Origin of the sequence: Mycolicibacterium moriokaense (assembly GCF_010726085.1) — a bacterium.
Taxonomy (GTDB): Bacteria; Actinomycetota; Actinomycetes; order Mycobacteriales; family Mycobacteriaceae; genus Mycobacterium; species Mycobacterium moriokaense.
Window position 1 is genome coordinate 4,873,040 of the sequence record NZ_AP022560.1, and the last position, 12,876, is coordinate 4,885,915.

At 65.3% G+C, this 12,876-nt stretch carries 9 protein-coding genes; 3 read left to right on the forward strand and 6 right to left on the reverse strand.

Annotated elements, in window-relative coordinates:
- Positions 1–59 precede the first annotated feature (59 nt).
- Positions 60–1,433 (reverse strand): wax ester/triacylglycerol synthase domain-containing protein, encoded by a 1,374-nt coding sequence (locus G6N43_RS23980; RefSeq protein WP_083149335.1) that lies wholly within the window; start codon positions 1,431–1,433, stop codon positions 60–62.
- A gap of 447 nt (positions 1,434–1,880) precedes the next feature.
- On the opposite strand from G6N43_RS23980, the gene G6N43_RS23985 reads away from it, so the two are divergent.
- Positions 1,881–2,762 (forward strand): universal stress protein, encoded by an 882-nt coding sequence (locus G6N43_RS23985; protein WP_083149334.1) that lies wholly within the window; start codon positions 1,881–1,883, stop codon positions 2,760–2,762.
- Positions 2,763–2,764: 2 nt separating this feature from the next.
- Here the strand turns inward: G6N43_RS23985 and otsB are convergent, their stop codons facing one another.
- Both otsB and G6N43_RS23995 read right to left on the reverse strand, forming a co-directional pair.
- Positions 2,765–6,484, reverse strand: coding sequence for a trehalose-phosphatase (otsB, locus tag G6N43_RS23990; RefSeq protein ID WP_083149333.1), 3,720 nt, complete (start codon positions 6,482–6,484; stop codon positions 2,765–2,767).
- Between the two features lie 28 nt (positions 6,485–6,512).
- Positions 6,513–7,466 carry a 1-phosphofructokinase family hexose kinase gene (locus tag G6N43_RS23995; protein ID WP_110810273.1) on the reverse strand — a complete coding sequence of 318 codons (954 nt, stop codon included), beginning with the start codon at positions 7,464–7,466 and terminating at the stop codon, positions 6,513–6,515.
- A 193-nt stretch (positions 7,467–7,659) separates the two neighbouring features.
- On the opposite strand from G6N43_RS23995, the gene ppsA reads away from it, so the two are divergent.
- A complete protein-coding gene (ppsA, locus tag G6N43_RS24000) occupies positions 7,660–9,936 on the forward strand; it encodes a phosphoenolpyruvate synthase (RefSeq protein ID WP_083149331.1) in 2,277 nt (758 codons plus the stop codon).
- Between the two features lie 91 nt (positions 9,937–10,027).
- On the opposite strand, the gene G6N43_RS24005 is transcribed toward ppsA, so the two are convergent.
- Both G6N43_RS24005 and G6N43_RS24010 read right to left on the reverse strand, forming a co-directional pair.
- Positions 10,028–10,627, reverse strand: coding sequence for a zinc ribbon domain-containing protein (locus G6N43_RS24005; RefSeq protein ID WP_133056527.1), 600 nt, complete (start codon positions 10,625–10,627; stop codon positions 10,028–10,030).
- 4 nt (positions 10,628–10,631) lie between these two features.
- Positions 10,632–11,048: a PNPOx family protein gene (locus tag G6N43_RS24010; RefSeq protein WP_083149329.1), complete on the reverse strand. Its 417-nt coding sequence runs from the start codon at positions 11,046–11,048 to the stop codon at positions 10,632–10,634.
- Positions 11,049–11,273: 225 nt separating this feature from the next.
- Between G6N43_RS24010 and G6N43_RS24015 the strand changes: the two genes are divergently transcribed.
- Entirely contained in the window at positions 11,274–11,522 is a 249-nt protein-coding gene (locus tag G6N43_RS24015; protein ID WP_165761843.1) for a hypothetical protein, read from the forward strand.
- 348 nt (positions 11,523–11,870) lie between these two features.
- Here G6N43_RS24015 and G6N43_RS24020 read toward each other — a convergent pair whose 3' ends face one another.
- Positions 11,871–12,863 carry an Acg family FMN-binding oxidoreductase gene (locus tag G6N43_RS24020; RefSeq protein ID WP_083149327.1) on the reverse strand — a complete coding sequence of 331 codons (993 nt, stop codon included), beginning with the start codon at positions 12,861–12,863 and terminating at the stop codon, positions 11,871–11,873.
- Between the last annotated feature and the right edge of the window lie 13 nt (positions 12,864–12,876).

The window sequence follows — 12,876 nt, forward strand, 5'->3', positions numbered from 1 at the left end:
GCGGCCGGTCTTGGAGAGCGCCGACGATGCCGGCGACCGCGACACGTCGGCCATCAGTCCTAGACATGGTCCGAGCCAAGGGCCAACACCTCGTCGAAGCCCGCGGCGAGGCTGTCCATGAACACGTCGGGGTCGGGAATCGCGCCCGTGTCCACATCGATGCCCAGCGTGCACACATCTACATATGTCAACAACGTGACGTTGACGGCCGCGCCGATCGTCGGGCCGAATGCGTACTGTGTCAACACCTTCGCGCCACCGAGGAACACGGGCACGGGTATCCCCGGTACGTCGCTGCACAGGAAGTCGATATTGCGCAGGATCGAACCGATGTACCAGCGAGGCATCATGTTCAGCGCCCCGGCGATCCATTGCGTGTACGGCAGCGACTTCTCGTGGCGTACCTTGGCGGTCCTGTCGCGGATCTCACGGATTCGCTCCTCGGGATCGGCCATGCCGACCGGCACGTCGAACCGCATGAGGGTGATATGGTTGCCGCCCATTTCGTGCCCCTCTTCGCGCAGGCTGATGGGCATCGTCAGGTGAAGGTCGCCGACCGTGACGCCGTGCTTTTCGTGGTATAGGCGAAGCCCTCCGGCGACGCCCGCAACGAACGCGTCGTTCAATGCACCGCCGCCCCGATGAGCGGCCGCCCGCAGCTGTGCGAACGGGACCTCGAGCACGTCGAGCTTTCGGATGAGGCTGCGCTTGCTCATCAGCGAGGAGCCCCTGCGGCTCACGGGACGCATGGTGCGGTAGACCGAGGCGGCCAACTCGGCCGCCGACGAAACCGTGTCCACTGGCCGCAGAATGCTGTCGGCAATCAACTTCGGAGCATTCTTCAGCGTGCCCGTCAGCGCGTCCACCATCAAACCGGCGCCGTATCGCGCCGTGTCCCGGTAGCCTCGCAGCCGCTGCGGCGGGGTTGCGTCAGGCAAGGCGTGACCAAGGTCGTGCCGCTCAGGAGCCTCGGACAGATCGAAGAGAATCATCCCGATCTGGACGCCCCCAACTCCGTCGGTCAGCGCGTGGTGGAACTTGAGAACCATCGCTGCACGGTTGTTTTCGAGTCCGTCGATCAGCGTGGCCGTCCACAGGGGGCGAGCGCGGTCGAAGTCCGCCATGGCCGCGACCCGCGCCATCTCCAGCACTGTGTCGATGGTGCCGGGTGCGGGCGCCGTCACCCTACGCATGTGGAACCCCAGGTCGAAGTCCGGGGCGTATTCCCATCTCGGTGGCGCCGGCGCCGGCGACGGAACTACACGCTGGCGCACCATCGGTACGGCACGCGAAACGATGTCGAAGCGATCGCGGACCTCGTCCCAATCCGGCGATCGGTCGAGCATGACCACCGTGACCACCGTGGAACGTAACCGAGGATCGCTTTCCATGCCCCAGGTGAAGGCGTCGCTGCTTCGCATGAATTCGGTCATTTGTGGTCACCGGCCGCCGGGGTCTGTCGTCTGGCGACTGCCTGGCCGACATGGGAATCGGAATCCTCAGCCTGCAGAGAACTCGCATCCAGTGCGGTCAGATGCTCCATGTGATCACGATGCGCTTCGCGCAGCGCCCGGCGGCAGGGTCACAAGTCCTCAAACCGCAGGGACATCGTCGTCCCGGCCGGCGTGCTTCGGCACGTGAGTCCGCGAGCGCCAGCACCTCGTCGAAACCGGCAGCGATCTCATGGGTGGCCTCCTCGTTGGGTTGACCTTGTTGATCAGACCACCCGAGGACCTCACAACGGTGGGGCCAACGCACACTCCCTGAGTGCTTTGGTCCTTTTGCATGGCATCGCTTACAGGGCACTGACGGGCCCATTGCCGAACGGGTGAGGACCAAAGACTCCCGCCCGAAGACCCGGCATCGTATTGACTTGCCCTATGTCTTCGGTTGGTTCCCCGGAAATCGTGGTCGGCGTCGACGGATCGCCCGCCGCGAAGGTTGCCGTCGATTGGGCCGCACGCGACGCCGCGCAACGCGGTGCAACGCTTATCCTCGTTCACGTCGTCAGCAGTGTCCTCGGCTCCTTGTCTCAAGTGCCCCTGCCCACCGGCATCGGGAAGCGGCAGAAGCACTGGGCTCACGAAGCCGTTGCCGAGGGCGTGGCGGTGGTGGCGGAAGTGGAGAAGGACACCGGCCCCCTCGAGGTCCGCTCCGAGATCTACTACTCGTCCGCGGTGCCCACTCTCGTCGACATGTCGAAGGGAGCCGACCTGGTCGTGGTGGGCAGTCGCCGCCACAGCGCCGTCGGCGGCCTGCTCGGATCGGTGAGCGCGGGGGTCGTGCAGCACGCGCACGGCCCGGTCGCGGTCATCCACGACGAGGATCCGTTGATGCCGCATCCGGCACAGGCACCGGTTCTCGTCGGGATCGACGGCTCCCCCTCATCCGAGTTGGCTACCGCGATCGCCTTCGACGAGGCGTCGCGCAGGCACGTCGACGTCATCGCCCTGCACGCCTGGACCGAGTTCGGGGTGGGCGACTATCTCGGCATGAACTGGCTGGAGATGAAGACCTCGGAGGATGCGGCGCTGGCTGAGCGACTCGCGGGGTGGCAAGAGGACTACCCGGATGTCAATATCCAGCGCGTCGTCGTCTGCGAGCATCCGGCGCGCGCGCTCATCGAGCACTCGGAAAAGGCGCAGTTGACCGTCATCGGCAGCCACGGGCGTGGCGGATTCGCCGGCATGCTGCTCGGTTCGGTCAGCGCCGCGGTGGTTCGATCAGCGCGGATGCCGGTGATTGTCGCGCGCGAGCCGTAACCTCATCTCGCGTCGAAGGATCCACTGGGAAATCGAACCGTGCATCCAGGCCTGAGCTGTTCGACTCGGCCTCGGCACTCGATGACGACCGGTGGGACATCGCACGGATCCACACTGACTTCCGCGCCCTTTCCACTCACCCGGATGTACACGTGATGCCCGCGATAGTGGACCGGGAATCCCAGTGCACCAAGAGAATCCGGCCAATGGGGCGATAACACCATGCGATCGCCGCGGGTTTCCAAGCCGGTGAAGCATCGTTGTATGAGGTCGACACTGCCCGCCATCGCCGCGAGGTGAATACCCTCGGAGGTGGTACCACCCTGGATATCAGCGACGTCGGACTTCAGCACCTGCTCGAAGAACTCCATGGCGCGATCACGATTGGCCCTGGCGAGCACCCAGGTATGGACCACTCCGGAAAGCGTCGACCCGTGCGACGTCCGGGCCAGGTAGTAGTCAACCATCTCCGGGATCTGCTCGGGGGCAAGGCTGTAATCGAGCCGATGAAGCACCTCGCGCAACTCGTCCGACGAAAGTAGGTAGAGCAGCATCAGCGCGTCAGCTTGCTTGGACGCCTTATACCGGTTGATGTCGTCACCCTCGGCCTCGAGTATGCGATCCAACCGTTGGATGTTGCCGTACCGGGTGCGGTACGCGTCCCAATCCAGTTCCGCCAGCTCGTCGTAACCCTCGAACTGACTGATGCGTCCATCGCAGAACGGCACGAACATCCGCCGGCTGACGTGATCCCACCGCTGCAGTTCGGCATCGGTCAGTCTGAGCCGCTCGCGAAAGTCGATTCGGCTGGGCAGCGGCAGGAGCTTCAGAGCGTCCATCGCCCGCATGATCACCCAGACAGCCATGACATTGGTGTACGCGTTGTTGTCGATGCCCTCGAAAGGTCTACCCGGATAACCGGTATGGAACTCGTCGGGTCCGATGACGCCGTTGATGTTGTAGCGGTCGCGTTCCTCGTCGTAGGTCGACCTGCTGACCCAGAATCGCGCGATCTCCGCCAGCATCTCGGCACCGTAGTCGATCAGATAAGCCAGATCGCCTGTGACCTGGTAATACTGCCAGACGTTGTAGGCGACCGCGATTCCGATGTGGTGGGCACGATGGCTGGGATCTGGATTCCACCGGCCAGAGCGGGGATTCAGATGCAGTACCGGACTCTCCTCCCGGCCGTCGCTGCCGGACTGCCACGGAAACATGGCACCGTCATAACCGGCGAGCTTGGCGGCGCGGCGCGCCTCGACCAATCGCCGATATCGGTAGCGAAGCAGCGACCGTGTGATCGACGGCAGCCGCAGATTCAGCACGGGGAAGATGAACAGCTCGTCCCAGAAGATGTGTCCGCGATAGGCCTCACCGTGCAGGCCGCGGGCGGGCACGCCGACATCGAGGTCCTCGCTGTTGTAGGAGACCGTCTGCAACAGATGCAGTAGGTGCAGTCGAAGAATGCGCAATTCATCGGCGTGGTCCTCGAATTGGATCGACAGGCGCTCCCAGAGGTGGGCCCAGCGAAGGGCGTGGGCATCGCGGATCTCGGCGAACCGCTCCTGGCGTCCGAGTCGTCGTTCCGCCGAAGCGGCGGGCTCGGACGTCGCGACGTCGCGGCCGGTGACCAAGGTGACGACCTTCTCGACCGAAACCGACTGACCCGCCGTCAGTTCGGCGAAGATCTCGTGGCCGATCTCGAATTCCTCATCGACCAATCGGTACGTCGCGGGTGCCGGCTGGCCGTCCCGCCACACGGTGGTTCGGGCGGCCAGCGCCACCGGGATCTGTGACTGCGTCGTACTCACCTCGAGCAGCACCGAATTCGGCGTCAGTGCATGCTTCTTCGGAGATGTGAGGTGGGTGCTGGCGAGATCTCGGTAGCGTTCGACCATGGTGTTGCCGACATGGCCGTCGAGCGTGGATCGCACCTCGATCGTGCCGCTCCAATCCTCGGCGGTGACAGTCATTTCCATCGCGGCGACATGCGCCTGATGCATCGCGACGAATCGGTGCTGGGATACGGACGTGGTACGGCCGGCGTGATCGCGGAAGCGGAGCTCGCGCGTCAGGACGGCGCGCTGAATGTCGAGAACCTGGCGATAGTCGAGTAACTCGACTTCGTCGACGTCGAACCAAGGCCCACCATCGATGCGGAAGGTGAGCGGAAGCCAGTTGGGGAGATTCACCAGACTTTCATGAGCGGTGGTGGTGCCGGCGATCACGTCGTCGAGTCGGTTGAACACGCCCGCGGCATAGGTGCCCGGGTAATGGACCTGCCCTGCTTTGGATTCCGGTGCGGCGCCGCGCGTGGCGAAGTAACCGTTCCCGACCGTGCACAGGGCCTCACGGAGCTTTTCGTTCGGCGGGTCATAGCCGTCGTATGTCAGGGTCCATGCCTCGTCGGAGGTCTGCTGCTCATATGCCAGCCAGTCGCCGCCGCGGCGCAGAAACTCCTCGACCTCGGTGGGACTGTTCAGCATGAACTGGGCGGCCGTAGCGCGGTCACGGTCGCCGTCTTCGTCATGACGCACCACGATCCCGACACCGTTGAACCGAAGGGCGTCGAAGGCGTCTTCGTCGGTGAGATCGTCGCCGATGAAGATGGGCAGCACGCGCCCCGTCTGATGGATCTGGTCGCGCAGCCAGCCAAGCGCTGTGCCTTTGTCCCAATCGATATCGGGTCGCAGTTCGACGATCTTGCGGCCGCCCGTGACCCGCAGTCCACGACGCTGACCGCGTCGACGTGTTGTCGCGACGACGTCGGCCACCTGTTCGGGGGCGACGTTGCGGTAATGGACCGCGACGGCGTAGCGCTTGTGTTCGATGTTGACGCCCGGAATTTCTCCGAGATCCTCGCGCAGTTCGGCCGCAACACTTTCCAGGATCGGAACCGCAGCGGCGGCTGCGTCGTTGTGACGGTGCGCGCCGTCGGGTCCGACGATTTCGAAGCCGTGGCTGCCCGAGTACCAGATTCCAGGTATCGCCATCCGCTCCCGGACATCGGCCAGATCGCGGCCACTCAAAATGGCCACTGGACATAACGCTGCGAGTCGCTCGAGAGTCTTCGCCGCGCCCTCGACGAGCTCAGCCGCATCCGGTTCCGCCACGATCTCAGCCAGAGTGCCATCGAAGTCGAGGCATACGAACGGCTGCCGCCCGGCGACAATTCCGACCAACTGACCGTAGGAGTCGAGCGCATTCGGCAACTGCGAAATGCGCTTATCACCCCGCCGCACGGTGATCTGCGCGAGGTTCTCGACGACCACATCCGCCCCGCTCTGCCGAAGCTGCGTGGCGAGCCCCGTGTGGTCGACCCAGATGACCAGACCGAAACCCCCGTTGCGGGCCGCTTGCACCCCGGCCTCCGCGGCCTCGACGACCGCGGTGCGCGCCGGCGTCGTCTCCAATCTGTTGGTGGCGGCCAGCAGCACCGCGGGGTCGGGCTGCCCGGGCAGCCCGAGGGCATCGGCGACCAGACCGTCTGCGTGGATGTCGAACAGGTCGTCGAGCCCGGCCGCTTTCAACACCTGTTCGCTGTTGCGCCCCGGGCAATACACAGCCGTGGCGACCCCTGCTTCGGCTAGCTTGCGCACGAGGGCGACTGTCGAATCGGATACCGCCCAACCGTCATTGGGAGCAGTTTCGGTGACCACGGCGTCGAGGCCGAAGACCACGGCATCGTAGAACCGGGGATCGATGGTCGCCGTCGCCTTCATGTGTATTCCTTGTTGACTGTTCGATGGTTCATGCAGGTACGACAGCGAGTTCCACTGGCTCTTCAGCGATCTCGAAAAGCCGCTCGGTATCGGCACGCGTACACGGTGCTGTACCGGGCGTCATCAGCATCGCCGTTCCCGCGGCGATGCCGAAGCGAACCGACGTGCTCAGCGGCCATCCGCGCGTCAGACCCACGGTGATGCCGGCGACCATCGCATCGCCGGCGCCGACACCACTGACCGCGCGCATCGGGATGGCGGCGAATCGGTAGCTTTCGGTCGCCGTGGCCAGCACCGCACCCTCGGACCCCAACGACACGACGACGGCCTCGGCGCGGCCGGAGTCGATCAGCTCGTGGGCGGCATCCAGCTGTTCGGATTCGGTCGCCAACTCACGTCCGACGCATTCGCGGAGTTCGCGCGCACTTGCCTTGAGCACAGCGACGCCACCCTTGATGTGTTGGAGACCGGCCCCCGAGGTGTCCAGGACGAATCGGGCCCCGGTCGCTCCGCACATATCCGCGATCCGCTGGTAGAAGTCCGCGGGCACACCCGGCGGCAGGCTGCCGCTGGCCACCACGAACTGCGTCGACATGGCCTGACGGCGCAGCTGGTCGACGCACTCGGCCTGTTCGGACGGGGTCAGTCGCGGGCCAGGAAGCAAGAACCGGTACTGCAGACCGGTCGCCTCCTCGTCGATGGTGAAGCTCTCCCGCGTCGGCTCGGCGATGTCGATGCGCCGAAAGGGCACACCCGCCTCGGCGATGAGCTGCGTGAGAAGGTCACCACTGGCACCTCCGGCAGGGAAAACCGCCGCGACCGGCGCTCCGAGGACGTGCGCGATCTTGGCCACGTTGATGCCTCCGCCACCGGCGTCGTAGCGGGCACGTGAACAGCGGATCTTACTGGTGGGCCGCACCTCCGGCGCGGCGACGGTGATGTCGAGCGCCGGGTTCATCGTCAAGGTGACGATCGAATCCATGGCACAACCTCCTCGCTTCATGCGCCACCACTGATCCGACTATGCGACATATCGAGACGGTAGGGACTGAAGTCCCGCACCGCGGTGGCGTTCGTCGCTGATACCCGCCGTTACCGCCGCAGGGGACCTTTGACCCCAAGGATCGGGCCATCGGACGCTAGGTGGGCTGCCCGGCACACACAAGGGTGGTGCCATGAGCGACAGATACATCCGCGACATCTCGACGTTGCGCATCGCCGACGCCGAAGAGGCCGGCGGTAAGGGCGCGAATATGGGCGAACTGGTCGCCGCGAAACTGCCCGTCCCACCCGGGTTCGTGCTTCTGCGGGACTGCTACCGCGACTCGATGGCGGCGGGCGGCGTCGATGACGATCTGGCACAGCTGCACCGTGACGCCTTAGAGCACGTCGCCGACACCGTGCACCTGCCGGAACGGTGTGAGCAGTTGCAGGGACTCGTGCAGAAGGCGGGTATCGCGGATGCGGTCCGTGCGCCGCTGCTCGATGCCTATCGAAAGCTCGGGCCGAACGCCGTTGTGGCCGTGCGGTCCTCGGCCACCGGTGAGGACGGTGCCGACGCGTCCTTCGCCGGGATGAACGCCACCATCACCAACGTCAGCGGCGAGGACGCGCTCGTCGAGGCGGTGCTGCGCTGCTGGATGTCGCTGTTCTCGCCGCGGGTGATCACCTATCGCGCCAGCCGGAGCTTCACCGGGATCCCCGCGATGGCGGTCGTGGTCCAGCAGATGATCGACTCCGAGAAGGCCGGCGTGGCGTTCACCGCCGATCCGAGCAACGGCGCCCAGGACCGCGTGGTCATCGAAGGCGCGTTCGGGCTTGGCGAAGTCGTGGTCTCCGGCCTGGTCGAGCCCGATACGTACATCGTGTCCAAGGAGTCCCTCGAGATTCTTGACGTCCGCCTCGGGCATCAGTCGTTCAAGATCGTCCGCGGGCCGGACGGTAACGACAAGCGGGTCGATCTGAGCGACGGACGGGCCGACGCGCGGGTGCTCGACGACTCCGAGCTGCGCCGGATCGCCGAACTCGCCATCGCCACCGAACGACACAACGGGTGCCCACAGGACACCGAATGGGCGATCTCCGGCGGTCAGGTCTACCTGGTGCAGGCCAGGCCGATCACCACGCTGCGTCATACGGCGCCGCCCACGTCGAACGAGCACGCCGTGTTGGCCCGCGGCCTGGCGGCGGCGCCGGGCGTGGCCACGGGGAAGGTACGCGTGCTCGAGACTCCCGACCAGGGCGACCGGTTGCTCGAGGGTGAGATCCTGGTCGCCCAGATGACCAACCCCGACTGGCTGCCGACCATCCGCCGCTCGGCGGCGCTGGTCACCGATACCGGTGGCATGACGTGTCACGCCGCGATCGTCGCGCGCGAGTTGGGCGTGCCGTGCATCGTCGGGGCACGCACCGCGACGCGGGACCTGCACGACGGCACCACCGTGACCGTCGACGGAGCGCACGGGCGGGTGTTGGCCGGGCGCGTCGAGGAGGAGACCCCTCGGGCCCGAACACAGACGATCGAGGGCCGGATGCCGGTCGAGATTCCGACTGAGGTCACCGGCACCAAGGTTTACGTCAACCTGGCGATGCCCGACACCGCCGAAGCCGTTGCCGCACAGGGACCCGACGGCGTCGGACTGCTGCGTGCCGAGTTGATGCTGACCGAGGCACTGCAGGGCCGGCATCCACGCGATCTGATCGCGCGCGGTGAGGAGGGAACTCTGGTCGACGGGATGGTGGCCTCAGTTGGTCGGATCGCTGCCGCGTTCGGCTCGCGGCCGGTCATCTATCGGGCAACTGACTTCCGCAGCAACGAGTTCCGCGGTCTCAAGGGCGGCGAAGCGTACGAGCCTGTCGAGCACAACCCGATGATCGGCTATCGCGGCTGCTACCGCTACATCAAGGAACCCGACCTGTTCGCCCTGGAACTGCAGGCACTTGCGCGCGTGCGCGAGCAGTCGCCGAACGTGCACCTGATGATTCCGTTCGTCCGGACCCGATGGGAACTCGAGGAGTGCCTGTCGCTCGTCGACGCAAGCCCGTTGGGTCGTCAACGCGGGCTCCATCGCTGGGTGATGGCCGAGGTGCCGTCGGTCGTGCACTGGCTGCCCGAGTACATCGGCATGGGGGTCGACGGCGTCTCGATCGGGAGCAACGATCTCACCCAGCTGGTGCTCGGTGTCGACCGTGACTCCGACATCTGCGCTGAGCTGTTCGACGAATCCGATCCGGCAGTGCTCGATGCGATCGGTCAGATCATCAGCACGGCAAGGAAATTCGGAATCACATCCTCGCTGTGCGGGCAGGCGCCGTCGACCAAGCCCGCGTTCGCCGAACACCTCGTCAGGATGGGGATCACGTCGGTCTCGGTGAACCCGGACGCACTGGTGGCCGCGCGACGGACGATCGCCGCGGCTGAGCGACGACTGCTGCTCGAGGCTGCGCGGTAGCGTGCTGATAGACGACGCGGTATTCCAGCAGCGAACGCATGAGGGGTCGCGGCTGGAATACCGTTTCGCAGGTTTGGAACCGACGGTAGCGCTAGGCGGTTCCGGCCAGCGCCTGGCGGACCAGCTCTTGGGCCGCGTCCAGGTGCATCTCAGCCTGTTCCACGTCGACGGGGAACTCGCCGTCGTAACTGTTCGATGACCTCGCCAACACCGACATGCACATATGGGAGGCCGCATGGGCATCCTCGGTCGCGGCCTCCAGCTCGCTGGTCAGTTCGGGGGTGGGTGCCGGCAGATGCGCCCGAAGGCCGACCGCTGCACTGTCATGCATCTGCCGACACGCCTCATCCATCGCCTCGCGGTCGACGTCGGTCAGCGCGCGCTGCGCGTCGGTAAGGGACCGCTGCAGATCGACGAACGGCTCGCGCGCCCCTGACCACCAGTCCAAAACCGCTGCCTGGTGGGCAGATTCCGGCCCGGAGGGAACGGCGTGCCGATCGCCGGTCACCACGAGGGTGATCGCTGCGCTCAAGAGCACGATGGCCACCACGACGATCGCCCCGGCGATCGCCCATTTGGTCCGGTACCAGACGCCGTCCGACGGTTCCGGCGTCGCCTCGATGGGGCTGCCGCATTCGCCGCACAACTGCCACCCATCCGGGTTCGGGTGACCGTGAGGACACTCCAGCATGCTGTCAGCCCCTGTCCACATTCAGTTTGAGGAAGCTCTCGATTCCGAAGGCCTGGAAAAGACGCCGCCGCACCGGCGACAGTTGAGGACCTGCCGTTGCCGCATCGATGATCTCGGGTTCCGCGACGTCATAGCGGCGGCCGCCCACCTCGATGACGGCCCTCCCGGACTCCTGCACATTGCGCACCCAGTCGACATCGGTCCCATAGGGCAGCGGTATGACGAAACCGTTCGCAACTTGATCGGCCACCACAGGCGTGGCGTAGTGCCGCCCCGATCGGCGCCCGCTGTGGCGGATGACTGCCGCATACCAGTATCGGCGCCCGGCCAGATGCATCATCGGCGGGTTGAGCACGCGCTTGTTGAATTGGCGCACTTCATCCTTGAGCCGATCCGTGAACTGCGTCTTTGTGGTGCTCATACGCCGATATTCATCGCCGAAGGCATCCGCGCATAAGGGCCGACCGGACACGAACAGAGGGACCATTGGCACCTGTTCCCACTGAATCCGCCGCCAAGCGACCTCGCGGCCAAACACACGTCATCGCACGACGAGTGACCAATACGCCGGTGACTTTCGTCTCTAGTGCCACAAAAACTGAGCGGAAAAAATGGAGACGCTCATACACATCCAAGAGGAATGCCTATGACCCCGACCGAGCCCGAGCTCGAAACCGAAGACCTCGAGGCCGTCGCATGGCGGTTCCTGCGATCGGAGTTCTCCACTCCCATCTACGCCGACTGGCCGATCGACCGACGTATTGAAGCCTATCTTCAGCATCACGAGGCCTCCGACCTGCTCCGCGACGGGTCCTTCAACGGGGTGCTGGAACACGTCATGGCCAATATCGGTGCGGCCCTGCGCAACGGCGTCCTTCCGACACCGGACTGGTAGGCGACGCCGTGACAATCATTCGTAAGACAGCCGACGACTGGAAGGCCGCACCGAACTTCACTCGGACGACATCCGACCCTCACGGCGCAGCAGACTCACGCCACCGCCGTCGTCGCGTCATCGTCGGCCGTCGCTACTCCGTCTCAGCGGTTGTAACGCCACGGCGCGATTGCGGCCGAATTCTCTCCATACGGTTACAACCGACGGCGCGCAAAGGCAGCGACCCGGCTGCACAAGCGCCTCAACGCGGAAGTCGCAGAAGGTGACAACGCGTCACTGCGTCGAGAAGCGCACTTTGCAGCAGAGCTGAACACGCATCGGGTAACGCCTGGACCGCCCTAGGTCCCGCTAGTCGAGCGGCGCGTCATCCAGTCGGGTAACCACGTCCGCCAGCGGACGGCGCGGTGTGGCGGGAAGCGGATCACTATTGATGGGAGCCCAGCCGACGCGCAATAGCATTTGCGGATAGCTCTCGTTGCCGAGAACCTCTACCCGGACGGCTTCGCGCGTCTCCGGAATCTCCAACGGCTCGGTGATCGGGCAGCTCGCGAGCCCGAGCGCGGTCGCAGTCAGCAGCACCACGCTGGTGGCTTCACCGGCACGAAGTCTCGACACATCATCGTCGTTCGTAGTGCCCAACGCGAGGACCACCGCGTTGTCCTCCGCCGCATCCACGTCAGGGGGTTGAGCAAGTGCTGACCCGGCGAACCACCGCGCCGGAATCGCCGCTGACGCGTCCGGTACCGGCGTGCTCCGAGCGGGGACACCTGCCACCGACGCATACCTTCCACTCCACGCCGCCAATTCCGCCGAGTACTCGGAGTCGGAGGAATGCCGCAAGGCGGCGTCGGCGACGATGTGCTTCAGGTGCGTGATGTCGTCGATCCTGCGCATGGTCACGCCAGCGCGCGCAGCGCGCGCACCCATCAACGCGAGATCACCAGTGGCGACAGGCCATTCGCTGTAACTGCGGCGATCGGTGCGTCGACGCGGGATCGCCGCCGCCAAACTGATGTCGAGATCGGCCGGCGTCTGCCGACGAAGCTCGATCGAGGCCAGATGGTCGGCATCGACGGGATTGGGGAACCGGTGAATCCGTGCCGCCCAGCCCAACGCCGCGAAGGCGACCACGCAGTGGTTCAGTGCAGCACCACAACTCAGGAGCAGGTCCCGAGAGTCGGGATCTGTATTCGGCAGCTGCCGATCACGGTCGGCGTAAAGGTGCAGGCTCTCATCGCCCACCACCCAGCGCCACGGTTGTGAGTTGTGCACCGACGGGGCCCTCGTGGCCAGCAGCAGCGCCGACCGCATCGTCTCGGTGCCGGGAAAATGTGAGCTCATTCGTCCAACCTCG

Bases quoted from the DNA above. Each gene is read 5' to 3' on its own strand.
- G6N43_RS23980 (WP_083149335.1), bottom strand. From the start codon at position 1,433: ATGACCGAATTCATGCGAAGCAGCGACGCCTTCACCTGGGGCATGGAA.
- G6N43_RS23985 (WP_083149334.1), top strand. From the start codon at position 1,881: ATGTCTTCGGTTGGTTCCCCGGAAATCGTGGTCGGCGTCGACGGATCG.
- otsB (WP_083149333.1), bottom strand. From the start codon at position 6,484: ATGAAGGCGACGGCGACCATCGATCCCCGGTTCTACGATGCCGTGGTC.
- G6N43_RS23995 (WP_110810273.1), bottom strand. From the start codon at position 7,466: ATGGATTCGATCGTCACCTTGACGATGAACCCGGCGCTCGACATCACC.
- ppsA (WP_083149331.1), top strand. From the start codon at position 7,660: ATGAGCGACAGATACATCCGCGACATCTCGACGTTGCGCATCGCCGAC.
- G6N43_RS24005 (WP_133056527.1), bottom strand. From the start codon at position 10,627: ATGCTGGAGTGTCCTCACGGTCACCCGAACCCGGATGGGTGGCAGTTG.
- G6N43_RS24010 (WP_083149329.1), bottom strand. From the start codon at position 11,048: ATGAGCACCACAAAGACGCAGTTCACGGATCGGCTCAAGGATGAAGTG.
- G6N43_RS24015 (WP_165761843.1), top strand. From the start codon at position 11,274: ATGACCCCGACCGAGCCCGAGCTCGAAACCGAAGACCTCGAGGCCGTC.
- G6N43_RS24020 (WP_083149327.1), bottom strand. From the start codon at position 12,863: ATGAGCTCACATTTTCCCGGCACCGAGACGATGCGGTCGGCGCTGCTG.